The sequence below is a fragment of the Mesorhizobium loti genome (assembly GCA_014189435.1).
Classification (GTDB): domain Bacteria; phylum Pseudomonadota; class Alphaproteobacteria; order Rhizobiales; family Rhizobiaceae; genus Mesorhizobium; species Mesorhizobium loti_G.
Genome location: CP050293.1, coordinates 2,241,933 through 2,267,666 on the forward strand (window position 1 = coordinate 2,241,933; position 25,734 = coordinate 2,267,666).

Here is a 25,734-nt window from a genome sequence, read left to right on the forward strand (position 1 = left end):
TCCTACCCTTTTTTCTTCGCGGCCGGCTTCTTGGCGACCGCTTTCTTGGCTGTGGCTTTCTTGGCAGCAGGCGCCTTGGCCGCTGCCGCCTTGCGGAACGGCTTCTTGCCGCCACCGCCCTTGGCTTCCTTCTCGGCAATCAGCGCCAGTGCGTCCTCGATGGTCACCGACTGCGGATCCCTGCCCTTGGGCAGGGTGGCGTTGACCTTGCCGAAATTCACGTAAGGCCCGTATTTGCCGTCGCGCACGACGATCTTGCCGCCGCCATCGGGATGGTCGCCAAGCTCCTTCAGCGCAGCGGCAGTGCCGCCATTGCGGCCGCCCTTTCCCTTCAACTGTTTCTCGGCGATCACCGACACGGCGCGGTTGAGGCCGATCGAGAACACATCCTCGATGCTTTCGAGATTGGCATAGGTGCCATCATGCAGCACGAACGGGCCGTAGCGGCCGAGCCCGGCCGAGATCATCTTGGCCGTTTCCGGATGCTGGCCGACATCGCGCGGCAGCGACAGCAGCGCCAGCGCCTTCTCGTGGTCGATCGACTCAGCTGTCCAGCCCTTGGGCAGGCTGGAGCGCTTGGCTTCCTTGCCGTCGCCACGCTGCAGATAGGGGCCGAAGCGGCCGCTGCGCAGCGTGATTTCCTCTGACGTGTAGGGATCCTTGCCGATGACCTTGGTGCCGTCTTCGCCGCCGCCATTCTCGCCATTCGGGTTGGCGGCGTCGCCGAGCTGGCGGGTGAAGGAGCATTCGGGATAGTTGGAACAGCCGACAAAGGCGCCGAACTTGCCGAGCTTCAGCGACAGATTGCCGGTGCCGCATTTCGGGCAGATGCGCGGGTTGGAACCGTCTTCGCGCGTCGGAAATACCAGCGGCGCCAGTTCTTCATTCAGCGCATCGAGCACGTCGGTGACGCGCAGTTCCTTGATGTCGGCGACGGCGCCGGAAAAATCCCTCCAGAAATCGCGCAGCACGTCCTTCCAGGCGAGCTTGCCGTCGGAAATCTCGTCGAGCTTCTCTTCCAGAGATGCCGTGAAGTCGTACTCGACATAGCGTTTGAAGAAGCTTTCGAGGAAGGCGGAAAGCAGCCGGCCCTTGGCCTGCGGCACCAGCCGGCGCTTGTCGATGGTGACGTAGTCGCGGTCTTCGAGCGTCTTCAGGATCGCCGTATAGGTAGAAGGCCGGCCGATGCCGAGCTCTTCCAGCTTCTTGATCAGCGAGGCTTCGGAATAGCGCGGCGGCGGTTCGGTGGTGTGCTGGGTGGCGTTGATTGCCTGACGGGCAAGCTGCTCGCCGGCACGGATCTCGGGCAGACGGCGATTTTCCTCGTCTTCCGCATCGTCGTCCTTCTGGTCGGTGTAGGCGGCAATGAAGCCGTCGAAGCGAACGACCGAACCGATGGCGCGAAGCTCGGCGGTGCGCGATCCGTTGACAGCCTCGATCTCGGCGGTGGTGCGCTCGATCTCGGCCGACTGCATCTGGCTGGCGATGGCGCGCTTCCAGATCAACTCATAGAGCCGCATCTGGTCGGAATCGAGATATTGCCTGACCGATGCCGGGGTGCGCATGAAATCCGTCGGGCGGATCGCTTCGTGCGCTTCCTGGGCATTCTTGGCCTTGGCGGTATATTGGCGCGGCTTTTCCGGCAGGTATTTGGCGCCGAATTCCTTGGCGATGGCATCGCGTGCGGCGTCGATCGCCTCGGGCGCCATCTGCACGCCGTCGGTTCGCATGTAGGTAATGAGGCCGGTGGTCTCGCCGCCGATCTCCATGCCTTCATAAAGCCGCTGCGCCACCTGCATGGTGCGGCTTGCCGAGAAGCCGAGGCCAGACGAGGCGGCCTGCTGCAGCGTCGAGGTGGTGAAGGGCGGGCCGGGATTGCGCTTGGTCGGCTTGGCTTCCACCGACACTGCCTTGAAGGTTGCGCCTTCAAGCATCGACTTGATGTCGTCTGCCTGCGCCTTGTTGGAAATGTCTAGCTTTTGCAGTCTCTTGCGATCGAAGGCGGTCAGCCGCGCTTCGAAATTCTCGTTGCGCGGCGTGCCCAGCAGAGCAGCAATCTGCCAATATTCCTCGCGGATGAAGCGCTCGATTTCGGATTCGCGGTCGCAGACCAGGCGCAGCGCAACCGACTGGACGCGGCCGGCCGAGCGGGCGCCCGGCAGCTTGCGCCACAGCACCGGCGACAGCGTGAAGCCGACGAGATAATCCAGCGCCCGGCGGGCGAGATAGGCATCGACCAGCGGCGCATCGATCTGGCGCGGATTGGCCATTGCCTCCAGCACCGACGATTTGGTGATGGCGTTGAAGACGACGCGGCTGACCGGCTTGTCTTTCAGCGCGCGCTTCTGCTTCAGCACCTCCAGCACATGCCAGGAGATGGCTTCACCCTCGCGATCCGGATCGGTGGCGAGGATCAGGCCGTCGGCGTCCTTGACCGCCTTGGCGATGTCGGCAAGGCGCTTGCCCGAGGCGGTGTCGACCGCCCAGGACATGGCGAAATCCTCGTCCGGACGCACCGAGCCATCCTTGGCCGGCAAATCCCTGACATGGCCGAACGAGGCCAGAACCTTGTAGTTCTTGCCGAGGTATTTGTTGATTGTCTTTGCCTTGGCCGGCGATTCGACGACGACGACGTCCATGAGGTCTCATATCAGCTGTGGTGCGGCAGAAGAATTCCGCTGCGCGCGACGAAATCTCGTTCTATTTGTCGCTCACATGGCCGCGCTTTTGCATCCGGTCAAGGGGAAGCGCCCAAATTGCGGGGCTCTGCGCAGCAATACACTCTTAGAGTGTATGGAGAAAATCACAGAATTTCGAGAAAGGGAGATGGTGGTCCCGAGTCATCGAAAACGACCCGTTTCATTTTTTTCAACGAGTCGAGGAAGAGGCGCCTGGTTACCGCTGGGTCGACGTCGTGGCAGGTTGGCTGACGCCGGCCGCCGGCTGCATGGAGATGCCCGGCGGCCAGCCCCTTGTCCCGCCAGCAGGCGGGATTGGCGTGCTCAGTCGGCCTTGACGATGTGCCAGACCTCGCCGACGCCATCGCCACTCACGTCGCCGGCTTTCTTGTCCTTGATGAAGGTGTAGACCGGCTTGCCGTCATAGGCCCACATCTTGGTGCCGTCGGTGCGGTCGACAACGCTCCATTCGTCGTCCGCCTTGGCGCCGGCTTCGGCCTTCAGCGGCGGCCAGTTGGTGGCGCATTTGTCGTAGCAATTGGTCTTGCCCTTCTCGTCCTTGTCATAGGTATAAAGCGTCATGCCGTTGGCGTCGGTGTAGATCTTGGTGCCATTGACCTCGGCTTCCTTCCACGCGTCGGCGGCGAAGGATGCGGCGGTGCTGAGCAAAAGCGCTGCCAGCCCTGCGGTTATGGTTTTCATGGAAATCTCCCTGGCTGATATCTGGAGACGCACGGGAAATCGCGGTCTCGCTGTATCAACGCCCGCGGGCTGCTGTTTCTTCCCCGGCAGGTGCATCGGCAAGAGATGATCTTGCCAACACAATGGTGATTGGTGGACAAGGCTGCGCATCGCTATATCGGCGGCACGGCATTGGAGTTCTGAGAAATGGCATTGGACATCGGCTATGTCAGCGCGGTCGGGGCAGGAGCGATCTCGTTCCTGTCGCCTTGCGTGCTGCCGCTGGTGCCGCCCTATCTCTGTTACATGGCCGGCGTGTCGGTCGACGATTTTCGTGGCAATGCGGGAACTACGGCGAGGGAAGGCGCGCGCGGTGCGCTGCTCTATTCCTCGATCGCCTTCGTGCTCGGCTTCTCGACCGTCTTTGTCGCGCTGGGCGCCGGCGCCTCGACCATCGGCCGGCTGCTGCGTGTCTGGCAAGAGCCGCTGGCGATGGGCGCCGGCGTGCTGATCATCCTGATGGGCCTGAACTTCCTTGGCGTCCTGCGCATTCCGCTTTTGTCGCGCGAGGCGCGCTTCCAGTCGCAGGGCAAGCCGGCAAGCGCGGTCGCGGCCTATGTCATGGGGCTGGCCTTCGCCTTCGGCTGGACGCCCTGCATCGGTCCGGTGCTGGGCCCGATCCTGACGCTGGCCGGCGGCCGCGAAACGGTGGGCGAGGGCGCTTTGCTGCTTGCCGCCTATTCGCTCGGACTGGGCATCCCGTTCCTGATCGCGGCGCTGTTTTCCGGCGCCTTCATGCGCTTCCTCGGCAAATTCCGCGTCCATCTCGGCCGCGTCGAAAAGGCGATCGGCGCGCTGCTGGTCGTCGCCGGCGTGTTTTTCCTCACCGGTGGCGTGCAGACCGTGTCCTACTGGCTGCTGGAGAATTTCCCGGTGCTGGGGCGGCTGGGGTAAACGCGGCAACTCGTGAGACCGTGAGACTGCCTATTTGCTGTGGATAAAATTCAACCCGTTGATTTTCTACCCGTTTTCGCGGTTGGACCCGCTGACTCAAAATCAGTAGGTCAACGAGAAAGAACAACGACTTAGCCGCCTCACGACGCGACTTTAGCGGTATTTTAGACTGGCTACTGGGGCGCAGCCACTTTGCCATCTGCCGAAAATCTGCCAACATAAGAAATCGGCCCGAACAGACCGTCTCCAAAGATTAAATGGAGAACTGTGTCATGGCGCCTCGCAAGTCGAAAAAAATCCAGCCTAGCCGCTTCTACTCTGCTCTTGCTCTTGGGGTGTGCCTGATAGATATCGTCGGGGTTCTGGCCGACAGCACAACTATCTATGATTGGCTGCATCGAACGGGTGCCATCTAATTCTAGAGGGTTTAGTATCTGTTGTGTGTGGATTGGCTCAGCAGCTCCACCATCTCACCGGAATTTAACCGCATTGGTGCAGCATGGCGCCACTGCTATCCTGTCTTGATTCCCAACCCTTTTCATATGGTTGTCCATCCATGAGCCAACGATCCTGCCTGTCCGTCATTCTCGCCGCCGGCGAAGGCACGCGCATGAAGAGCGTGCTGCCGAAGGTGCTGCACCAGATTGCCGGGCTGCCGATGGTGGCCCATGTGGTGAAGGCGGCCGAAGCCGCCGGCGCCGGTAGCCAGGCGCTGGTGATTGGCCATGGCGCGGACGAGATGCGCAAGGCGGCGGCGAAGTTTGCGCCGAAGGCCGAGACCTTCGTGCAGGAAAAGCGCCTTGGCACCGCGCATGCCGTTCTGGCCGCTCGCGAAGCGATATCAAGGGGTTATGACGATATCCTTGTGATGTTCGGCGACACGCCGCTGATCGACGCGGATGCGCTGACCGTGGCGCGGTTGAAACTGGCGGAAGGGGCGGCCGTCGTGGTGATCGGTTTCCGTCCGCCCAGTCCGACCGGTTATGGCCGGTTGATCGAGAAGGACGGCAAGCTGGTCGCCATCCGCGAGGAGAAGGATTGCTCCGAGGAGGAGAGGAAAATAACCTTCTGCAATGCCGGCATGATGGCGGTGGCCGGCGCCCATGCGCTGAAGCTGCTCGATGCGGTCGGCAACAAGAACGCCAAGGGCGAGTATTACCTGACTGACATTGTCGAGATCGCCGGCGCGCGGGGCCTCGATGTCGTTGCCACCGAAGCCAGCTTCGAAAGCGCGCTCGGCATCAACAACCGCGCTGAACTGGCGCAGGCCGAAGGTATTTGGCAGGCTCGTCGCCGCCATGAAGCGATGCTGTCAGGCGTGACGCTGATTGCGCCGGAAACCGTGTATTTCTCGCACGACACCGAGATTGGCACTGATACGATCGTCGAGCCCAATGTCTGGTTTGGTCCGGGTGTGAAGATCGCCACCGGCGCCAAGATCCATGCCTTCAGCCATATCGAAGGCGCCACCATTGCGTCCAATTGCGAAGTCGGGCCGTATGCGCGGCTGCGACCAGGCGCCGACCTGAAGACCAAGGCAAAAGTCGGCAATTTCTGCGAGGTCAAGCAGGCGGTTATCGAAGAGGGCGCCAAGGTCAACCATCTGACCTATATCGGCGATGCCCGGGTGGGCGCAGGTGCCAATATCGGCGCCGGCACCATCACCTGCAATTATGACGGCTACTCGAAATTCTTCACCGACATCGGCGAGGGCGCTTTTGTCGGCTCGAATTCGTCGCTGGTGGCGCCTGTCACCATCGGCAAGGGCGGCTACATCGCCTCGGGCAGCGTGATCACCGAAAGCGTGCCCGACGACGCGCTGGCCTTCGGCCGCGCCCGCCAAAAGACGATCCCGGGCAAGGGCAAGGAGTTGCGCGAGCGCTTTGCTTCGGCCGCGGCGGCGAAGAAGAAGGCGGCCGGCGCCGACCATTAGCTGTTAGCGGGCGGCGCTCTGACCGAAAGTGGCGGTCACCTCGATCTTACCGACGATGGCCTTGTTGAAATCATCCAGGTCTTCGGCGGGAATCCAGTATTCCAGATGCGCTCTGCTGCCGGCGTGTTCGACCCGATATCGATCGAGGAAGCTTTTCAGCACCTCAAATCGCGTGACGAAACCCGCGCCACTGGCGGGCACATTCCAGTCACGCGCGATCTGCACGGCATAGGCTTCTGATAGGACCGGATAGAAAATCGGCTGTTCGGGCAGGCGCGGTGGAAACGCACGCATGTCCGATTCTTCGATGAGCCCTAGCTCTTTGGGTCCGACCGGGCGCCAGAGTGTAACGGTGGTTTTGGCTTCATTCATGGTTCAAGCTTAGCCAAATATTTCCCGAACGAGAACCGAATGGCTGAAAAACCGAATGATTGCAGTAACCGGATTGCAAGAGCGGTCTGTCATGGTGCATGCGAGCAAGAAGCGTTCCATTACACGGGACGAAATGCAATGTGACTTTCACGGCAGGCCGGCCATCCCTAAATAGCGCTGGTTTTCCATGGGGAATCGGGGGCTTTCTGCATGTGCGGTATCGTTGGAATTGTCGGCCACTCGCAGGTTGCGCCGCTCATCGTCGATGCGCTGAAGCGGTTGGAATATCGCGGCTATGACTCGGCCGGTGTCGCCACCATCGAGCATGGTGAGCTCGGCCGCCGCCGCGCTGAAGGCAAGCTGGTCAACCTCGAACGCTTGCTGAAAAACGAGCCGCTCGATGGCACGATCGGCATCGGCCACACGCGCTGGGCGACGCATGGCGTGCCCAACGAGACCAATGCGCATCCGCATTTTTCCGACGGCGTCGCCATCGTCCACAACGGCATCATCGAGAATTTCGCCGAATTGCGCGAGGAACTGATCCGCGACGGCTATTCCTTCTCGTCGCAGACCGACACCGAGGTCGTCGCCCATCTGGTGGCGCGCGAACTGGCCAAAGGGCTGAAGCCGGTCGAGGCCGCGCATCAGGCGCTGAAGCGGCTGGAAGGCGCCTTTGCGCTGGCGATCATGTTCAAGGGCGATGAAGACCTGATCGTTGGTGCTCGCAATGGCCCGCCGCTGGCCGTCGGCCATGGCGATGGCGAGATGTTCCTGGGCTCCGATGCCATCGCGCTCGCCCCCTTCACCAACTCGATCACCTATCTGGAAGATGGCGACTGGGCGGTGGTGCGCCGCAACGGTGTTGAGATCTTCGATATCGACGGCACAAAGGTCGACCGCAAGCGCCAGCAGTCGCTGTCGACCAGCTTCATGGTCGACAAGGGCAACCGTCGCCATTTCATGGAGAAGGAAATCCATGAACAGCCCGAGGTGATCTCGCACACGCTGGCGAATTATCTGGATTTCGTCGGCGGTGTGTCCAAGCCGCTCGACCTGCCTTTCGATTTCGCCAAGATCGACCGGCTTGCGATTTCGGCCTGCGGAACCGCCTATCTCGCCGGCCTAATTGGCAAATACTGGTTCGAGCGCTATGCGCGGCTGCCGGTCGACATCGATGTCGCCTCCGAATTCCGCTACCGCGAAATGCCGCTATCGAAGAACGATGCCGCATTCTTCATCTCGCAATCGGGCGAGACCGCCGACACGCTGGCTTCGCTGCGCTACTGCCGCAAGGCGGGGATGAAGATCGGCGCGGTCGTCAACGTGCGCGAATCGACCATGGCGCGCGAATCCGACGTGGTGCTGCCGACGCTCGCCGGGCCGGAGATCGGCGTTGCCTCGACCAAGGCGTTCACCTGCCAGCTGTCGGTGCTGGCATCGCTTGCCGTGCGCGCCGGCGTGGCGCGCGGCACGATTTCGAAGGAGCAGGAAAAGACCTTCGTGCGCGAACTGTCGGAGGCGCCGCGCTTTGCCAACCAGGTGCTGAAGCTCGACCATCAGATCGAAAAGATCGCGCGCGACCTCGCGCACTACAAGAACGTGCTCTATCTCGGCCGCGACACCAATTTCCCGCTGGCCATGGAAGGCGCGCTAAAACTCAAGGAAATCTCCTACATCCATGCCGAGGGCTATGCCGCGGGCGAGTTGAAGCATGGGCCGATCGCGCTGATCGACGAGAACATGCCGGTCATCGTCATCGCGCCGCATGACCGCATCTTCGAAAAGACCGTGTCGAACATGCAGGAAGTGGCGGCGCGCGGCGGCAAGATCATCCTGATCACCGACAGCAAGGGGGCGGCACTGACGAGCGTGAAGACGATGGAGACGATCGTGCTGCCCGACGTGCCGGAAATCATCTCGCCGATCATCTACGCGCTGCCGATCCAGATGCTGGCCTATTTCACCGCCGTGTTCATGGGCACCGACGTCGACCAGCCGCGCAATCTGGCGAAATCGGTGACGGTGGAGTAGGTCTCATCCTTTCGTCATCCCATCCTCGGGTCTGCGTCGCTTCGCTTCTTGCTCCGCCCGTGGATGACGAAGGGAAGGATGTTTCGGCTAATCGCGAACGTGTGCTGCTTCCGTTTGGATTGAACCGCTGGAAGTGGCGGCATAATCGACCCTTTAAAAACTTCGCAGTTCCAATGCGCTCCCTGGTTCACTATGTTGCGCTGCAACCCGCGCCCCCGGTGAACCATGGCCGATGCTCCCAAGACCTCCGGCATGACCCGGCTGAGGAACTATTTCCTCACAGGCTTCATCGTCTGCGCGCCATTGGCGATCACCGCCTACATCGCCTGGTCGTTCATCGGCTGGGTCGATTCCTGGGTGAAACCCTATATTCCGGCCCGTTACAGCCCCGACACCTACCTGTCGTTTCCGGTGCCGGGGTTCGGGCTGATCGTGGCGCTCATCCTGATCACGCTGATCGGTTTTCTGACGGCCAACATTGTCGGCCGCGCCATCGTCAATTTCGGCGAGCGGCTGCTTGGCCGCATGCCGCTGGTGCGCGGCATCTATGGTTCGCTGAAACAGATTTTCGAGACCGTGCTGTCGAACAAGGGCGACATGTTCCGCCAGGTCGGGTTGGTCGAATATCCGCGCAAGGGCGTGTGGTCGCTGGTGTTCGTCGCCAGCGAGAAGGAAACCGAGATCAACCAGAAGCTTGATCAGGAAGGCGATCCGCTGATCGCCGTGTTCATGCCGTGCACGCCCAATCCAACGACCGGCTTTCTGATGTATGTGCCGAAGTCGGATATCGTCCTGCTCGACATGACGATCGAGGACGGCGCCAAGCTGATCGTCTCGGCCGGGCTGGTGGCGCCCGAGGTCAAGCAGATGGTTGTCGTGAACGGCGAGCCGATCGAGGGAGTGCTGGCCAACCCGTCGGTTGCCGCCCTGGCTCAGCCGGCGCGCAAGAGCCGCACGGCCTCGTCGCGGCCGAACAAGTAAAGCAGCAGGCGCAACGCCTCGCCACGCTGCGATTGCAGCTCCGGATCGCGTGACAGGACCAATCTGGCATCGTCGCGGGCAGCCTCCAGAAGATCGGCGTGCGCCTCGATGCGCGCCACCTGGAAGCCCGGCGTACCGGACTGGCGGGTGCCCAGAAGTTCGCCTTCGCCGCGCAGCTTCAAATCTTCTTCGGCGATCAGGAACCCGTCCTCGGTCTCGCGCATCACCGACAGCCGGCGTTTCGCGGTCTCGCCGAGCGGGTCCTTGTAGAGCAGCACGCAGGAGGAGGGCTTGTCACCGCGCCCGACCCGGCCGCGCAACTGGTGCAACTGGGCCAGGCCAAAGCGCTCGGCGTGCTCGATGACCATGACGGTGGCGTCCGGTACGTCGACGCCGACCTCGATGACCGTGGTGGCGATCAGGATGCGTGTCTCGCCCTGCTTGAAGGCGCGCATCGCCTCGTCCTTGTCGGCGCCCTTCATGCGGCCGTGGACGAGGCCGATACGGTCGCCGAACAATGGTTTCAGCGAAGCAAAACGGTCCTCGGCCGACATCAGCTTGATCTCTTCGGATTCCTCGACCAGCGGACAGATCCAGTAGATCTTCTGGCCACCTGCGACGGCGTCGACCATGCGGCCGACCAGTTCGTCCAATCTTTCCAGAGGCAAGGTGACGGTGCGGATCGGCTGGCGGCCAGCCGGCTTTTCCGTCAGCTTCGACACGTCCATGTCGCCGAAGGCGGTCAGCACCAGCGTGCGCGGGATGGGGGTGGCGGTCATCACCAGCATGTCGGGCGCATCGCCCTTGGCGGTGATGGCAAGCCGCTGGTGGACGCCGAAGCGGTGCTGCTCGTCGATGACGGCGAAGACCAGGTCGTGGAAGGTGACCGTGTCCTGGAACAGCGCATGGGTGCCGACGACGATGTCGATCTCGCCGCTTGCCAGGCCGGCCAGAGTGTCGGTGCGCTCGCGACCCTTCTCGCGCCCCGTGAGGATGGCGATGCGCAGCCCGGCCTTTGCGGCCAGCGGCGTGATCGTTGCCAGATGCTGGCGCGCCAGGATTTCGGTCGGTGCCATCAGCGCCGCCTGGCCGCCGGCCTCGACGGCACGCGCCATGGCCAGCAGCGCGACAACCGTCTTGCCGGAACCGACATCGCCCTGCAAAAGCCGCAGCATGCGCTCTGGATCGGCAAGGTCGGCATTGATTTCGGCCAGCGCGAATTCTTGGGAAGCGGTCAGCGAATAGGGCAGGGCCTCGCGCAGTTTTTCGACGATGCTGCCGTCGCCGACCAGGGGACGCCCGGACAGGCGACGGACTTTTGCCCGCACCAGCGCCAGCGAGACCTGGCCCGCCAGCAACTCGTCATAGGCGAGGCGCCGCCAGGCGGCGCCGTCGACGGAGACATCGATCGGATCGGCCGGATTGTGGATGCGGGCGAGCGCATCGCCGAAGGCTGCAAAGGTGTGCCGGCGCATGAAGGCGCCATCCTGCCATTCGGGGAATTCGGGCACGCGCGCCAGCGCCTGGCCGATCGCCCGGCGCAGCACCTTGCCCGAGAGCCCGGCGGTGAGCGGATAAACCGGTTCGACCAGCGGCAGGTTCTCCGCTTCGCTGGCCAGCGCGATATGGTCGGGGTGGACCATGCTCGGGCGACCGTTGAACCATTCCATGCGGCCGGAGACCACGACATGCTCGCCCTCGGGCATCGCCTTTTCCAGATAGGAAGCATGGGCATGGAAGAAGGTCAGCGCGATCTCGCCGGTGTCGTCATGGGCGTAGACGCGGTAGGGCACCGATTTGTTGCCGCGCGGCGGCGGCTGGTGGCGGTCGATGCGCACATCGAGCGTGACGATCTGGCCTTCCGCGGAGCCAGCGATACCAGGCCGGCTGCGGCGGTCGATGACGGTGTGCGGCAGCACGAACAGAAGGTCGCCCGCGCGCGCCGCGCGATCACCCAGATCGGCGGCGACGACTTTCTCGATCAGGGCACCGACCTTCGGCCCGACGCCGGCAAGCGAGGTGATCGGGACAAACAGCGGATCGAGGATGGAAGGACGCATGATGTCAGCTTATGTCGCGACGGCTACAGCGCAAGGCTGACAGCACCTTCTATCCACGCTATATGCGCCGCAGCAAGTGAGGATGCGGCACAATGACCGGAACGACGAGATCAAGCGAGGGGCTGGACGCCCACCGCCGCAAGCTTCTGTTTCGCTCCTGGCATCGCGGCATGCGCGAGATGGACCTGATCCTCGGCACTTTCGCCGACGCTGAGATCGGTGCCTTGACCAACGAGGAAATCGACCAATATGAGAGGCTCCTCGACATTCCCGACACTGAATTCCTGCCGATGATCACTGGCGAACGCCCGGTGACGGCGGATATCGACTGCGCCGTCCTGCAAAGATCCTGGCGTCCCGCCGAACCATGACTTTCTGAACACAAGCAATTCCAGGAAAAGTGCGAAGCGGTTTTCCGTTCGGAGTTGCGATAAAACAAGACCGTGATTTCATGAGCCTCATTCCCACCATCGGTCTGCCGAAAGGCCGCGCCGGCCAGTTCATCGTCGACGGCGTCGCCGACGGCTACGAAGCCTTTGCGCTGGTGCAGGCGGCACTCGAGATCGCGCCCGACAAGCCGGTTCTGTTCGTGGCACGCGACGGCCAGCGGCTGCCGGCGATCATCGAGGCGCTGTCCTTCGCGGCCCCAGGCCTGCCCGTGCTGGAATTGCCGGCCTGGGACTGTCTGCCCTACGACCGCGTCTCGCCCGGCTCGGATGCGGCCGCCAAGCGCCTCGATGCGCTGACCGCCATGATCGCGCTGGCGAAGAAGCCGCACCGCGCCGTCATCCTCACCACCGCCAATGCATTGTTGCAGCGCATTCCGCCGTCCGAGCTGGTCGAGGCACAGACTTTTCATGCCAGGCCCGGCAACCAGATCAACATGAACGTACTCGTGTCGCGGCTGGAAACATCCGGTTTCGAGCGCGTGCCGACGGTGCGCGGCATCGGTGAGTTCGCTGTGCGCGGTGGCATTCTCGACCTGTTCGCCCCCGGCTGGACCGAAGCGCTCAGGCTCGATTTCTTCGGCGACACGCTGGAATCGATCCGCGTCTTCGATGCAGCCACCCAGCGCACCACTGGCCAGCGCAAGTCGATGGCGCTGCAGGCGATGAGCGAAGTGGCGCTGACGCCGGAAACCATCAGCCGCTTCCGCCGCTCCTATATCGAAGCTTTTGGCGCGCCGCAGCGCGATGACGGGCTCTATGCGGCGGTCAGCGAAGGGCGTCGCTTCGCCGGCATGGAGCACTGGCTGCCGTTCTTCTACGAGCGGTTGGAGACCGTGTTCGACTATCTGCCCGACACGCCTGTTATTTTCGACCATCTGGCGCATGAGGCGCTGGCCGAGCGCCACACGCTGATCCTTGACCATTACGAGGCGCGCAGGAAGCAGGCCGATGGTGCCTTGAAGGATGCCGTGCCCTACAAGCCGGTGCCGCCGGACCTGCTCTATCTCTCTCCGGAAAACCTGATCGCCTCGCTCGGGCCACGTGAAGCGATCGATTTCACGCCGTTCGACGCACCCGATGCCGGTGCGAAAAAGGTCTACCATGCCGGTTCGCGCCACGGCCGCAGCTTTGTCGAGGAGCGCGCCGACCCGAACGCCAATGTGTTCGATGTCGTCGTCAAACACATCGCTAATGAGCGCGCGGCGCGCCGCCGCATTGTTGTTGCCGGCTGGACCGAAGGCTCGCTCGACCGGCTTGGCCAGATCCTTGCCGAACACCATCTCGGCAACCTCAAGCAGGTTGCAACGCTGGCGGAAGCCGAAAAGCTCGAGCCGGGGCAGGCGGCCTTGGCCGTGCTGCCGCTCGAATCCGGCTTCGAGACCGAAAAACTTGTCGTCGTCGCCGAACAGGACATTCTCGGCGACCGGCTGATCCGCCGTTCGAAGCGCAAGAAGCGTCCCTCCGATTTCATTGCCGAGGCCTCGGCGCTGTCGGCCGGCGATATTGTCGTCCACGCCGACCACGGCATTGGCCGCTTCATCGGCCTGCGCACCATCGAAGCAGTCGGCGCGCCGCATGATTGCCTGGAAATCCACTATGCCGGCGACGACCGGCTGTTCCTGCCGGTCGAGAACATCGAGCTTCTGTCGCGCTACGGCTCTGACTCAGCCGAAGCGACGTTGGACAAGCTTGGCGGCGGCGCCTGGCAGTCGCGCAAGGCGCGGCTGAAGAAGCGTCTGCTCGACATGGCCGGGCAGCTGATCCGCATCGCCGCCGAGCGGCAGATGCGCTCCGCACCGCCACTGGTGCCGGCCGAAGGCCTCTATGGCGAGTTCGCCGCCCGCTTCCCCTATGAGGAGACCGACGACCAGCAGACGGCGATCGACTCGGTGCGCGACGATCTGGCCGCCGGCAAGCCGATGGACCGGCTGATCTGCGGCGATGTCGGTTTCGGCAAGACAGAAGTGGCGCTGCGCGCCGCCTTCATCGCCGCGATGGAAGGGTTTCAGGTGGCGGTGGTGGTACCGACGACGCTGTTGTCGCGCCAGCATTTCAAGACGTTTTCGCAGCGCTTTTCCGGCCTGCCGATTCGTGTCGGCCAGGCCTCGCGGCTGGTCGGCGCCAAGGAACTGGCCGAAACCAAGAAAGGCATCGCCGAAGGGCAGGTCGACATCGTTATCGGCACCCACGCGCTGCTCGGTTCCGCGATCTCTTTCAAGAATCTTGGCCTGCTGATCATCGACGAGGAGCAGCACTTTGGCGTCAAGCACAAGGAGCGGTTGAAGGACCTGAAGACCGATGTGCACGTGCTGACGCTGTCGGCGACGCCGATCCCGCGCACGCTGCAACTGGCGTTGACCGGGGTGCGCGAGCTGTCGCTGATCGCCACGCCGCCGGTCGACCGTATGGCGGTGCGCACCTTCATATCGCCCTTCGATCCGCTGGTCATTCGCGAGACGCTGCTGCGCGAGCGCTATCGCGGCGGGCATTCCTTCTATGTCGTTCCGCGTATCAGCGATCTGGCGGAAATCCATGATTTCCTAAGAGAATCCGTGCCTGAGCTGAAGGTGGCGGTGGCCCATGGCCAGATGCCGCCGGGCGAACTCGACGACATTATGAATGCCTTCTATGACGGCCAGTACGATGTGCTGTTGTCGACGACGATTGTCGAATCCGGCCTCGACATCCCGACCGCCAACACGCTGATCATCCATCGCGCCGACATGTTCGGCCTGTCGCAGCTCTACCAGTTGCGCGGCCGCGTCGGCCGCTCGAAGGTGCGCGCCTATGCGCTGTTCACGCTGCCGGCCAACCGCAAGCTAACCGACACCGCCGAGCGGAGGCTCAAGGTGCTGCAATCGCTCGACACGCTGGGCGCAGGCTTCCAGCTGGCCAGCCACGACCTCGATATCAGAGGCGCCGGCAATCTTCTCGGTGAAGAACAGTCCGGCCACATCAAGGAGGTCGGTTTCGAACTCTACCAGCAGATGCTGGAAGAGGCTGTCGCCGAGGTGAAGGATTCCGGCGAAGTGCAGGATGGCGGTTGGTCGCCGCAGATCGCCGTCGGCACGGCGGTGATGATTCCGGAGAGCTATGTGCCGGATCTGCAGCTCAGGCTGGCGCTTTATCGCCGCCTCGGCGATCTCGAAAACACCGAGGAAATCGACGCCTTTGGCGCCGAGCTGATCGACCGCTTTGGCCCGCTGCCGGAGGAGGTGAAGCATCTGTTGAAGATCGTCTTCATCAAGGCGCTGTGCCGCAAGGCCAATGTCGAGAAGCTCGACGCCGGGCCGAAAGGCGTCGTCATCCATTTCCGCAAGCGCGAATTCTCCAACCCGGTCGGGCTGGTCCGGTTCATCGGCGAGCAGGGCTCGCTGGCCAAGATCCGGCCGGACCACAGCGTCGTCTTCGTGCGCGATTGGCCAACGGCCGAGAAGCGGCTGGCGGGCTCCGCGGTCGTCATGACCCAGCTGGCGCGGCTGGTGGAGAAGGCGGCTTAGCGTAGCCGGCACATTCGCCAGCGCTTGAATTCCGGTCTAGAATAGGAAATCGGCTTCGTGTATGGAGCCGCGATCCCCATATGGGGGCGGGAATGGCGGAGTACAGGCCGCTGGAAAGAGCGTTGGGTGCAGCGATGACGAAATGGTCGCCGAATTCTTGGAGAGCGATGCCGATCAAGCAGGTTCCTGCCTATCCGGACTTTGCCGCGCTGAAGAACACGGAAGCCCAGCTCGCAACCTTTCCGCCGCTGGTTTTTGCAGGTGAGGCGCGCAAGCTGAAGAAGCAGCTTGCGGCTGTCGCAGCCGGTGACGCCTTCCTTCTCCAGGGCGGCGATTGCGCCGAAAGCTTTGCCGAGCATGGCGCGGATAACATCCGCGACTTCTTCCGCGTCTTCCTGCAGATGTCGGTGGTGCTCACCTTCGCCGGCGCGCAGCCGGTGGTCAAGGTCGGCCGCGTCGCCGGCCAGTTCGCCAAGCCGCGCTCCTCCGACAATGAGACCAAGGGCGACGTGACGCTGCCCAGCTATCGCGGCGACATCATCAACGGCATCGAGTTCGACGCCAAGTCGCGCATTCCCGATCCCGCACGCCAGGAGATGGCGTACCGCCAGTCGGCGGCGACGCTCAACCTGTTGCGCGCCTTCGCGCAGGGCGGCTATGCCAGCCTGGAGAACGTGCATAGCTGGATGCTCGGCTTCGTGTCCGACAGCCCGCAGGGTGAGAAGTATGAGTCTCTCGCCAACCGCATCACCGAGACGATGGACTTCATGAAGGCCGTCGGCATCACCTCGGAGACCAATTACGCGCTGCGCGAGACGGATTTCTACACCAGCCACGAGGCGCTGCTGCTCGGCTACGAGGAGGCGCTCACCCGCGTCGATTCAACCTCCGGCGACTGGTATGCCACCTCTGGCCACATGATCTGGATCGGCGACCGCACCCGCCAGCCCGACCATGCGCATGTCGAATATTGCCGCGGCATCAAGAACCCGCTCGGGCTGAAATGCGGCCCGTCGCTGACGCCGGACGGCTTGCTGGAGCTGATCGACCTGCTCAATCCTGAAAACGAGCCCGGCCGGCTGACGCTGATCGCCCGCTTCGGCTCCGACAAGGTCGCCGACCACCTGCCCAAGCTGGTGCGCGCGGTGCAGAAGGAAGGCCGCAGCGTGGTGTGGTCGTCGGACCCGATGCACGGCAACACGATCGAGGCCGCCGGCTACAAGACGCGGCCGTTCGACCGCATCCTGAAGGAGGTGCAGACCTTCTTCGAGGTGCACCGCGCCGAAGGCACGCATCCGGGCGGCATCCATGTCGAGATGACCGGCAAGAACGTCACCGAATGCACCGGTGGCGCGCGCGCCATCACCGCCGAGGAGTTGCAGGACCGCTACCACACCCATTGCGATCCGCGCCTTAACGCCGACCAGGCGATCGAACTGGCGTTCCTGGTCTCGGATCTGTTGAAGAAGAGCCACCCGGTGCAGCACAAGCAGGCCGTCAACGGCTGATTTTCGCCGCGATCTGAATGAACCCATGAAAAGGCGCTGGAGACATCCGGCGCCTTTTTCGTTTTCGGCTCAGTGCCCGCGTTCCCAGCGCAAGTCGGTTAGACGGGGATCGGCAAAGGCGGTTCTGGAAAATTCGATCCGTTTTTCCGGAAATTCGCAGATCGCCTGCACGCCGAACGCGCCGAGCCGGATGCGCCAGGTCTGCGGCTCCATCGGCTTGGCCTTGGCAAAGCCGCGGCAGGTCAGCAGCGCGATGTTGGCGCCTTTGGGGTCGCGTGCCGAGCGGTAGCGGATTGCCTCCAGCCCGGCCTCGCGGGCGACGTCGGCAATGGCCTGGCAAGCGGCATAGTCGGCCGGATGCGTCCATGCCGCCGCGTCTCGATCGAGCGGCGGCCGGGTGAGATCGACTGCCTCGGCGCATTTGATCGCGGCGGCAAAGGCCGTGTATTCGGCGGCGTCGCTCGGCCAGGGTGTTTTGGGCGACTCGGCAAAGAACAGCAGCCGGTAGAAGGCCATTTCGGCCACCGCGGTCATCATGGTCTCGGCCGCATAGTAGACGCCCTTGGTCCTGCCGGCGCGGCGGAAGCGCGAACCGTGCGGATAGACCGAGCCGTAGCGGAAGGGCGTCGCCAGGAGATAGTGGAGATGGCGGCATTCGAGGGGAATCTGCGGCTTGGTTTCCTCGATCAGGTCTTCCAGCATCGCCTGCTCGTCGAGCGTGTCGACGATCTTGAGCGTCGAGACATGGTGCTGCGCCTCGACCATACGCCAGTATTTGCCGTCGATGCCGACGGCTTCAGACGAGAGCGCGTCGGGAGTCCAGATAGGCGATGACATCGACAAGCCCGGTGATGGTGAGGATTTTTTCAAGCGGAGCGGCATCGAACGCCGTGTTGGCGTTCTTCAGCCATGCCCGGGCGACAGCCGCGTCGCCGCCGACAATGGCGTCGAGCGAGCGGAACAGCCTGACGAACAACACGGCGAGCTCGAATGGCTTGGTGCCGCGCTCGAGCAGGAATTCGTCCCTGCGCATGCGCGAAACCGTGGCCTCCGAAACGCCGATCACCGAGGCCAGCATCCTGGCGGTGATGTCCAGCAGATCAGCCGCGCGCAGCGTTGCCTTGGTCAGGACTGCATTCTCGGCTGTTTTGGCAGCGGTTTGAGGTTGCATGGCGATGCCTTCCTATTTCTGTGGAAAATATAGTCCACAAAAATTCATATGGAAAGGTGCGGATGCAAAACAATCCTGAGGAGCGACCGACGGAGAAGCTCAGTCCTTCTTGTACAGAAGCCAGCTCTTGCCGGCCCGGCCAGCCATCATCGAGTGCTTGGTGACGCGGTTGCGGCCGCTGACCTTCGAACGATAGAGCGCCCGGTCGGCCTTGGTATAGAGATCCTCCGGGCCCTCGGCCTCGGATGCCATGCAGATGCCCATCGAGACGGTGACGGTGCCGTAATTCGTGCCGGTCTGGCTGCTGGTGAACGGCGTCTGCTCGATCAGGGCGCGAATGCGCTCGGCGATCTCATAGGTGGCGTCCTCGCTGGCGCCCTCGATGATCAGCGCGAACTCCTCGCCGCCGGTGCGGGCGACGAACATGTCGCCGCGGATGCTGGTCTGGAAGATGTCGGCGATGATCTGGATGATCTTGTCGCCGACCGGGTGGCCGTAGCGGTCGTTGATGTCCTTGAAGCGATCGATGTCGGCAAGGACCAAGGCGTTGAACAGGATACCCTTGTTGCTGTTGTAGATCCTGGTGATTTCCTTGTCGAAGGCGCGGCGATTCCAGATGTGGGTCAAGGGATCGGTGTCGGCTAGCCGCTTGTACTCCTCGAGCTTCGACTTGACGCTCTCGAGTTCGGCCGTCTTGTCGCTGAGCGTCGAGGCCACCTGCCGGCCGTGGTCGATCGTCGAATTGGTGGCAATCGCCATGGCGTTGGCGATCTTCTGCAAAAGATCCTGAGAGAGAAGGCTGCGGCCACTGAGGCCGCTCGATGTCTCATCGAGGATCCGGCCGTATTTCTCGATGTGGCTGCGCTCGCTCCTCAACAGCGAAGCGACTTCCTCGAGCTCCCTGGCAATGACGTCCCTGGCATGCTCGACGATGCCGGGACCATGGTTATGGGCAAAGAAAGTGCGTCCGATCTGATCCAGCTCATCTTGTGTCGGCCGGCTGCTCAGCGAAACGACGGCGAGGCTGAGTTCGCGATTGGTGCCGCTCAGGGCCTCGTAGAAAATCTCGTAGTTGCGCGGCAGGCCAAGTACGCCCAGCTGGCGCATTGTGGCAACAGCAGTGGCTGCGATGTCGGTGCTTCGTTCGGTCGGGACAGGTACCGGCTGCATTTTGATTCTTCCCCTCGGATTCCGCCGCAGAATTCGCGGGTTCCCTTTGTCGCCGACCTGGGGAATGCGACAGGCACTTCAGAGCAATTTACGAAGGATGCGTCCCCACCCACGGCCTTCGCTTGCCGTGACCATAAATGCGCCAGCGCTAAAGTTTCCTTAATTTGTAAGAAACGGGCACGTTTTTCCCTACCTGCGGCTGTAGAAGCTTCAATCCGCGCACAACAATCCATACCGACGCCAGTTTGGCGGCCTTGAATCCGAAATTCGCGCATTGCGCTCTTGAAAATGAAACTGAATTTCGGATTCGCCGCGCCAATACATGTCGCATTTGCTTGCGTGTGGGTGCCGCAAAGCTGGAATCCTGAATGCGGGCAATTTTTTCTTCAGGAAGGGGTCGAGATGAGCGACAATCACACGGGAGCGTGTCTGTGCGGAGCGGTTCGCTTCAGGACGCGCGGGGCGCTGCGCGGCGTCATCTATTGCCATTGCTCGCAATGCCGCAAGCAGAGCGGACATTTCTATGCCGCGACCAATGTCGCCGACGCCGATATCGTGATCGAAGGCACGGAAAGCATCACCTGGTACGAAGCATCGGCTTTCGCCAGGCGCGGGTTTTGCAAGACATGCGGGTCGGTGCTGTTTTGGAAGCCGCGCGAAGACGCCTATGTCTCGGTTCTTGCGGGATCGTTCGACGAACCGACCGATCTCAGGGGCCAATGCCACATCTTTGTCGGCGACAAGGGCGACTACTATTCGATCGATGACACGCTGCCGCAATTCGAAAAGTCGACGCCGTCAATCAAGGTGGCGGACGAATGAATCTGGGATAAGTCGCCGTATTCCATTGATCTGGCCAGCCATTGCATTATCCCGTGCCGGTGATTCGGAAAGGGGTTTGGCATGCAGCGGCTGATCGACGCTTATTTCAATTCGGTGCGGGCGTTTCGCAAACTGGCCGTCAGCGAAAAGGCTTTCCAGCAGGAGCTGATGCTGCTGGCGCTGGCCTTGCCGCTCGGCTGGTTCGTTTCGATCTCGTGGCGCGGCTATGCCTTGCTGATCGGCGCGGTGCTGCTCTTGATCATGGTCGAAGTGCTGAACACCGGCATCGAGGCGGCGTGCGATGCTTTCAGCCGCGAGTTCAATGTCGACATCCAACTGGCCAAGGACTGCGGTTCGCTGGCGGTGCTGATTTCGGTGCTCATCGTTGCCGGCGTCTGGGGCATCGCCATCATCGAGCGGATCACGGGGCTACCGATCTGATGCTTCAGTTCCTACATGTCGGTTACCAAAGGAAACCGTCATGTCTGAAGCCACCAACTTTCTGCTTCTGGAACGCAAAGGCCTGCCGGACGATCTGCGCTGGCTCGTCGAAAAATACCCGCGTGAAAACTGGCAGGACCATGCCAACATCCGCGGCATCGCCAATATGTGGCTGCAGCGGCACGACATGTTCCGCGAACTCGGCGGCATGCTGACCAAGGGCATTGGCGATTATCGCGAGGGCAGGCTGACGGCGCCCGACTTCGCGCGCTGGTTCGCGCCTCGCCTCAACCATTTTCTCGGTAATCTCGATGGCCACCACAATGTCGAGGATTACCAATATTTCCCGGTCTTCACCAAGGCCGAGCCCCGGCTGAAGCGCGGCTTCGAGATTCTCGATGCCGACCACCACACCATCCATGAAGGGCTGCAGCGCAATGCCGAGGCGGCCAATGCCTTCATCAAGACGCTGCAGGAGAGCGAGGACAGACAGCGCTTCGCCGCCGACGCCTATGCCGACGAAAACAGCCGGCTGATCGCCATGTTGACCCGGCATCTTGCCGACGAGGAAGACCTGATCATTCCGCTGATCCTCGATCGGGGTGATGTCGCGCTCGGCGTAGACTAGGACGTGCCTGACGGCCCGCCCTGAATCTCAAGGTCCAGATCAGCTCTCTTTGGCGCGCTCCTTCTTGGCAATGTGACGGGCGACGAACCAGGCAAGGATCGCCACCGTCAGGCCGATACCAAGCCCGACCAGCAATCGCTCATGACGCATCAACGCCTGGCCGATGAAGTGTTCGGCCCCCAGTCCAAAGACATAACCGATCGTGCTGAACAGCACCGCCCAGATCACCGATGAAATGGCGTTGAGGATGACGAAGCGCGGCGCGGGGATATTGGAAAGCCCGGCCGCGACGCCGCCGACAAGGCGCATGCCGTAGACGTAGCGGTTGGACAGCACGAAAATGTTTGGATGGGTGTTGAGCAGGCGAAAGGCACGGCGAAAGCCGGGCCGCCTGCGCAATCTGACGACGTAGCGATGGTCGGCAAAGCTTCGTCCAAGGATGAAGAAGAAGGTATCGCCGACGAAGGCGCCGAGGCCAGCCGCGAGGAAGGCGTGCCACAAGACAAAGACCTGCTGGTGGGCGAAGAAGCCGCCGAGGATGGCGGCGCTTTCGCCCTCCGCGAGGCAGCCGATAAAGACGGCAAGCAGTCCATACTGTTCGATGAAATGATGGATGGCCTGCGTCATGAGGGTTGGGTCTGGGGGGTGAGCCGTTCGTCGATCCGCTTCAGCTGTTCGGCTATCTGCGCGATCTCGTCGCGCATGCCGATGATCTGGCTGTGGCGCAACTCGTCCAGCTTTTCGTGCAGCGCCATGATCTCGATCTCGGCCTTCAAATTGACTTCGTAGTCATGGGCGGCGTCGATGCGGTCGCGCGCCGCCTGGCGGTTCTGCGACATCATGATCACCGGCGCCTGCAAGGCGGCGATCATCGAGAGGACGAGGTTGAGGAAGATGAAGGGGTAGGGGTCGAACGAATCTTGCCCCAGCAGCCACCAATTGGCACCGATCCAGAGGATCAGGAAGGCGATAAAGGACAGGATGAACGTCCACGAACCGCCGACGCGCGCAATGGCATCTGCGATACGGTCGCCCGCGCCCTGAAGGCCGGCAAGACTGTCGTTGATGTCCTGCGATATGGGCTTGCGGTCGACGGTACTCTGCAGCACCCGCCTCTCAAGCTCGCTCAAATTCTCCGGGTTTCGCTTCAGCCAGCGATTGGCCAGTTCGGGCACGGTCTTGTTCATGGATGTCTCCATACAAAAGCATCGGCTTGGCAGCCTGGTTTCCATATAGGAAGATGCCGGTTCGTCAAAAGCACGACGTGAGGATGCAAGCAGAATGCCCGATTTCGCAAAAATCCGCGCACGCGCTGCAAAACGCAAAGGCGGCGAGGAGGAACTGACGTCACTGCTGGGTCCGGCGCCCGACAATGCCGCCGTGGCTGACATTGCGGACAATCGCATTCTGTCCGTTATGGCCGAGCGCGTCTTCGCCGCCGGTTTCGTCTGGCGCGTCATCGAGCAGAAATGGCCAGGTTTCGAAGAGGCGTTTCTGCGCTTCGAACCGAAGCGGCTGTTGTTCCAACCCGATGATTTCTGGCACGATCTGGCTTCCGATCAGCGCATCGTGCGCAATCCGCAGAAGATCAAATCCGTTCGCGAAAATGCGGCCTTTGTCGAGCGCGTGTCGAAGGAGCATGGCGGCTTCGGCGAATTCCTCGCCAACTGGCCGGCCGACGACCAGGTCGGGCTGATGGCCTATCTCGGCAAGCATGGCAGCCGGCTCGGCGGCAACACCGGCCAGTATTTCCTGCGCTGGCTGGGCTGGGACGCCTTTGTCATCTCAGGCGATATGGCCGCGGCTCTGCGCGACGCCGGCCTCGACATCGCCGAAAGCCCGACTTCGAAGAGGGATCTCGACAAGATCCAGGCGCAGATCAATCAGTGGGTCGCGCAGACAGGCCTGCCGCGCCGGCATATTTCGCGCATCCTGGCGATGTCGATCGGCGAGAACCATTCGCCGCAAGCGTTGCGCGAATATATGGGCGACGACTGATACAAGGCCGTCTCGTGTCCTGACCGAATGACGAATGTCGATGGTGGCAAATGACATTCGTCATTCGATCCGAAGTGGTCCAAACGAACGCCATTGCCCGGCGAATTTTGCCGCGCTAAGTCAGCAGGCATGACCAAGAAGCTCGACATCCTGCGCATCGCCGTCGCCCAGCTCAATCCGACTGTTGGCGACATATCAGGCAACCTCGCCAAGGCACGCGAGGCGAGGGCGGATGCCGCCCGCCAGGGCGCCGATCTCGTGCTCTACACCGAGCTTTTCCTCGCCGGCTATCCGCCGGAAGATCTGGTGCTGAAGCCGGCCTTCCTGAAAGCCTGTGAAAAGGCGGCAGAAGATTTCGCCAGGGATACCGCCGATGGCGGCCCGGGCGTCATCATCGGCACGCCGCTGAAGCGCAAGAGTGGCACGCACAATTCGATCATCTTCGCCGATGGCGGCAAGATCATTGCCGAGCGCTACAAGCTCGATCTGCCGAACTACGGTGAGTTCGACGAGAAGCGCGTCTTCCAGGCCGGACCGGAGATCCAGGGACCGGTCAATTTCCGCGGCGTGCGCATCGGGATTCCGATCTGCGAGGACATCTGGGGCGATGTCGACATCTGCGAGACGCTGGCCGAAAGCGGTGCGGAAATCCTGCTGGTGCCGAACGGTTCGCCCTATTATCGCGCCAAGATCGATGTTCGCCACCAGGTCGTCATCCGTCAGGTCATCGAGTGCGGACTGCCGATGATCTATGCCAACCAGCTTGGCGGCCAGGACGAGCTGATCTTTGACGGCGCTTCGTTCGCCATAGGGTCCGACAAGACACTTGCCTTCCAGATGAGCCAGTTCGAGGAAGCAGTCGACGTCACCACCTGGAAGAGGACCCGCGACGCCGCAGGCGCGCAAAACGGAAACTCCGAAGGCTGGGTCTGCTCGGAAGGGCCGATGTCGAAAATCCCGGAACGGGAGGAAGCCGACTATCGCGCCTGCATGCTGGGCCTGCGCGACTACGTCAACAAGAACGGTTTCAAGAACGTCGTGCTTGGTCTGTCCGGCGGCATCGATTCGGCGATCTGCGCGGCTCTGGCCGTCGATGCGCTCGGCGAGGAGCGGCTGCGCGCGGTGATGATGCCCTACCGCTATACCTCGAAGGACTCGCTGAAAGATGCCGAGGATTGCGCCCGCGCGCTCGGCTGCCGCTATGACATCGTGCCGATCTTCGAGCCAGTCGAAGGCTTTCTGCACGCACTGACGCAGATGTTCGAAGGCACCAAGGAAGGCATCACCGAGGAGAATTTGCAGAGCCGCGCGCGCGGCACCATCCTGATGGCGATCTCCAACAAGTTCGGCTCGATGGTCGTCACCACCGGCAACAAGAGCGAGATGTCGGTCGGCTATGCCACGCTCTATGGCGACATGAATGGCGGCTTCAATCCGATCAAGGACCTCTACAAGATGCAGGTCTATGCGCTGTCGCGCTGGCGCAACAGCCACGTGCCGCCGGGCGCACTTGGCCCCTCCGGCGAGGTGATCCCGAAGAACATCATCGACAAGGCGCCGTCGGCGGAATTGCGCGAGAACCAGACCGACCAGGATTCGCTGCCGCCCTATCCGGTGCTGGACGATATCCTCGAATGCCTGGTCGAGAACGAGATGGGCGTCGACGACATCGTCGCGCGCGGCCATGACCGGGCGACGGTGACGCGCATTGAGCACCTGCTCTACATCGCCGAATACAAGCGCCGGCAGGCAGCACCTGGTGTGAAGATCACCAAAAAGAACTTCGGGCGCGACCGCCGCTATCCCATCACCAACCGGTTCAGGGATCGGCTGGACACGGTTTCCTGACCGAAAGTTCGCGCCATGCCGCAGCCGGAGATAGCCATGCCCGACTGTGAAATCAGCTTCGACCCGTCACGGATCGATTTCCGGGCGACATCCGACCTGTTGATGGCGAGCTATTGGGGCGCCGGGCGCAGTGACGAGGTCCATCGCCGCGCCTTTGCCAATTCGCTTTGCGTCAGCGCCTACATCGATGGCAAGCAAGTCGGCTTCGGGCGGGCGATCACGGACCGTACGGTGTTCGCCTATCTCGCCGATATCATCATCTGGCCCGAGCATCGCGGGCAGGGCATCGGCAGCCGCCTCGTCCAGGCCCTGATCGATCATCCGGAAGTCAGGACGGTTTTCCACTGGAGCCTGTCGACCAGCGATGCCCATGGTTTGTATGAAAAGCTCGGGTTCAAGCCATCGACCGACGGTCGCTACATGCGCTTGGATCGCATTCCTGAATGAGGCGCGCGGCTTGCCGCCGTTGTTGCAAAATAATCGCAGTGGTTGGACCAGATACGCTT

General features: G+C 62.2%; 21 protein-coding genes and 1 pseudogene. 13 read left to right on the forward strand and 9 right to left on the reverse strand.

Annotation, left to right across the window (positions count from 1 at the left end):
• Window positions 1-2 precede the first annotated feature (2 nt).
• Both topA and HB777_10780 read right to left on the reverse strand, forming a co-directional pair.
• Window positions 3-2,639, reverse strand: a complete 2,637-nt coding sequence (gene topA / locus HB777_10775; GenBank protein QND64345.1) for a type I DNA topoisomerase — start codon at window positions 2,637-2,639, stop codon at window positions 3-5.
• A gap of 363 nt (window positions 2,640-3,002) precedes the next feature.
• A complete protein-coding gene (locus tag HB777_10780; GenBank protein ID QND64346.1) occupies window positions 3,003-3,380 on the reverse strand; it encodes a hypothetical protein in 378 nt (125 codons plus the stop codon).
• A 186-nt stretch (window positions 3,381-3,566) separates the two neighbouring features.
• Between HB777_10780 and HB777_10785 the strand changes: the two genes are divergently transcribed.
• A complete protein-coding gene (locus HB777_10785) occupies window positions 3,567-4,313 on the forward strand; it encodes a cytochrome c biogenesis protein CcdA (GenBank protein ID QND64347.1) in 747 nt (248 codons plus the stop codon).
• A 556-nt stretch (window positions 4,314-4,869) separates the two neighbouring features.
• Window positions 4,870-6,246 carry a bifunctional UDP-N-acetylglucosamine diphosphorylase/glucosamine-1-phosphate N-acetyltransferase GlmU gene (glmU, locus tag HB777_10790; protein ID QND64348.1) on the forward strand — a complete coding sequence of 459 codons (1,377 nt, stop codon included), beginning with the start codon at window positions 4,870-4,872 and terminating at the stop codon, window positions 6,244-6,246.
• A gap of 3 nt (window positions 6,247-6,249) precedes the next feature.
• On the opposite strand, the gene HB777_10795 is transcribed toward glmU, so the two are convergent.
• The gene (locus HB777_10795; GenBank protein QND64349.1) at window positions 6,250-6,618 is read right to left on the reverse strand and encodes an ADP-ribosylation/crystallin J1; all 369 of its coding nucleotides are present in this window, start codon (window positions 6,616-6,618) and stop codon (window positions 6,250-6,252) included.
• Window positions 6,619-6,828: 210 nt separating this feature from the next.
• On the opposite strand from HB777_10795, the gene glmS reads away from it, so the two are divergent.
• Both glmS and HB777_10805 read left to right on the forward strand, forming a co-directional pair.
• Window positions 6,829-8,652: a glutamine--fructose-6-phosphate transaminase (isomerizing) gene (gene glmS, locus HB777_10800; GenBank protein QND64350.1), complete on the forward strand. Its 1,824-nt coding sequence runs from the start codon at window positions 6,829-6,831 to the stop codon at window positions 8,650-8,652.
• A 225-nt stretch (window positions 8,653-8,877) separates the two neighbouring features.
• Window positions 8,878-9,633 carry a DUF502 domain-containing protein gene (locus tag HB777_10805; protein ID QND64351.1) on the forward strand — a complete coding sequence of 252 codons (756 nt, stop codon included), beginning with the start codon at window positions 8,878-8,880 and terminating at the stop codon, window positions 9,631-9,633.
• Here the strand turns inward: HB777_10805 and recG are convergent.
• The gene (gene recG, locus HB777_10810) at window positions 9,585-11,693 is read right to left on the reverse strand and encodes an ATP-dependent DNA helicase RecG (protein QND64352.1); all 2,109 of its coding nucleotides are present in this window, start codon (window positions 11,691-11,693) and stop codon (window positions 9,585-9,587) included. The genes HB777_10805 and recG overlap by 49 nt on opposite strands.
• A gap of 92 nt (window positions 11,694-11,785) precedes the next feature.
• Between recG and HB777_10815 the strand changes: the two are divergent.
• The 3 genes and pseudogenes from HB777_10815 (at window position 11,786) to HB777_10825 (ending at window position 17,150) form a co-directional block, all read left to right on the forward strand.
• Window positions 11,786-12,072, forward strand: a pseudogene (locus tag HB777_10815) (succinate dehydrogenase assembly factor 2).
• Between the two features lie 72 nt (window positions 12,073-12,144).
• Window positions 12,145-15,642, forward strand: a complete 3,498-nt coding sequence (gene mfd / locus HB777_10820) for a transcription-repair coupling factor (GenBank protein ID QND64353.1) — start codon at window positions 12,145-12,147, stop codon at window positions 15,640-15,642.
• A 134-nt stretch (window positions 15,643-15,776) separates the two neighbouring features.
• Window positions 15,777-17,150 carry a 3-deoxy-7-phosphoheptulonate synthase class II gene (locus HB777_10825; GenBank protein ID QND68732.1) on the forward strand — a complete coding sequence of 458 codons (1,374 nt, stop codon included), beginning with the start codon at window positions 15,777-15,779 and terminating at the stop codon, window positions 17,148-17,150.
• Between the two features lie 69 nt (window positions 17,151-17,219).
• Here the strand turns inward: HB777_10825 and HB777_10830 are convergent, their stop codons facing one another.
• The 3 genes from HB777_10830 to HB777_10840 form a co-directional block, all read right to left on the reverse strand.
• Complete coding sequence (locus HB777_10830; GenBank protein ID QND64354.1) at window positions 17,220-17,987, reverse strand: RES family NAD+ phosphorylase; 768 nt, start codon at window positions 17,985-17,987, stop codon at window positions 17,220-17,222.
• Complete coding sequence (locus HB777_10835) at window positions 17,947-18,321, reverse strand: DUF2384 domain-containing protein (protein ID QND64355.1); 375 nt, start codon at window positions 18,319-18,321, stop codon at window positions 17,947-17,949. Before HB777_10835 ends, HB777_10830 begins: the two co-directional genes overlap by 41 nt.
• A gap of 99 nt (window positions 18,322-18,420) precedes the next feature.
• On the reverse strand, window positions 18,421-19,491 hold the full coding sequence (locus tag HB777_10840; GenBank protein ID QND64356.1) for a diguanylate cyclase: 1,071 nt from the start codon (window positions 19,489-19,491) through the stop codon (window positions 18,421-18,423).
• Window positions 19,492-19,893: 402 nt separating this feature from the next.
• Here HB777_10840 and HB777_10845 point away from each other — a divergent pair, with 402 nt between their 5' ends.
• The 3 genes from HB777_10845 (at window position 19,894) to HB777_10855 (ending at window position 21,382) form a co-directional block, all read left to right on the forward strand.
• Window positions 19,894-20,313, forward strand: a complete 420-nt coding sequence (locus tag HB777_10845) for a GFA family protein (GenBank protein QND64357.1) — start codon at window positions 19,894-19,896, stop codon at window positions 20,311-20,313.
• Between the two features lie 81 nt (window positions 20,314-20,394).
• A complete protein-coding gene (locus tag HB777_10850) occupies window positions 20,395-20,754 on the forward strand; it encodes a diacylglycerol kinase (protein ID QND64358.1) in 360 nt (119 codons plus the stop codon).
• A 40-nt stretch (window positions 20,755-20,794) separates the two neighbouring features.
• Window positions 20,795-21,382, forward strand: coding sequence for a hemerythrin domain-containing protein (locus HB777_10855; GenBank protein QND64359.1), 588 nt, complete (start codon window positions 20,795-20,797; stop codon window positions 21,380-21,382).
• Window positions 21,383-21,421: 39 nt separating this feature from the next.
• On the opposite strand, the gene HB777_10860 is transcribed toward HB777_10855, so the two are convergent.
• Window positions 21,422-22,009, reverse strand: a complete 588-nt coding sequence (locus HB777_10860) for a DedA family protein (protein ID QND64360.1) — start codon at window positions 22,007-22,009, stop codon at window positions 21,422-21,424.
• Window positions 22,006-22,569, reverse strand: coding sequence for a DUF1003 domain-containing protein (locus HB777_10865; protein QND64361.1), 564 nt, complete (start codon window positions 22,567-22,569; stop codon window positions 22,006-22,008). The genes HB777_10860 and HB777_10865 overlap by 4 nt, the downstream gene beginning before the upstream one ends.
• A gap of 94 nt (window positions 22,570-22,663) precedes the next feature.
• Here HB777_10865 and HB777_10870 point away from each other — a divergent pair, with 94 nt between their 5' ends.
• The 3 genes from HB777_10870 to HB777_10880 all read left to right on the forward strand — a co-directional run bounded on the left by HB777_10870 (window position 22,664) and on the right by HB777_10880 (window position 25,675).
• Window positions 22,664-23,380, forward strand: coding sequence for a DNA-3-methyladenine glycosylase I (locus tag HB777_10870; protein ID QND64362.1), 717 nt, complete (start codon window positions 22,664-22,666; stop codon window positions 23,378-23,380).
• A gap of 129 nt (window positions 23,381-23,509) precedes the next feature.
• The gene (locus HB777_10875) at window positions 23,510-25,228 is read left to right on the forward strand and encodes an NAD+ synthase (protein QND64363.1); all 1,719 of its coding nucleotides are present in this window, start codon (window positions 23,510-23,512) and stop codon (window positions 25,226-25,228) included.
• A 36-nt stretch (window positions 25,229-25,264) separates the two neighbouring features.
• Window positions 25,265-25,675, forward strand: coding sequence for a GNAT family N-acetyltransferase (locus HB777_10880; protein QND64364.1), 411 nt, complete (start codon window positions 25,265-25,267; stop codon window positions 25,673-25,675).
• The last annotated feature ends 59 nt before the right edge of the window (window positions 25,676-25,734 follow it).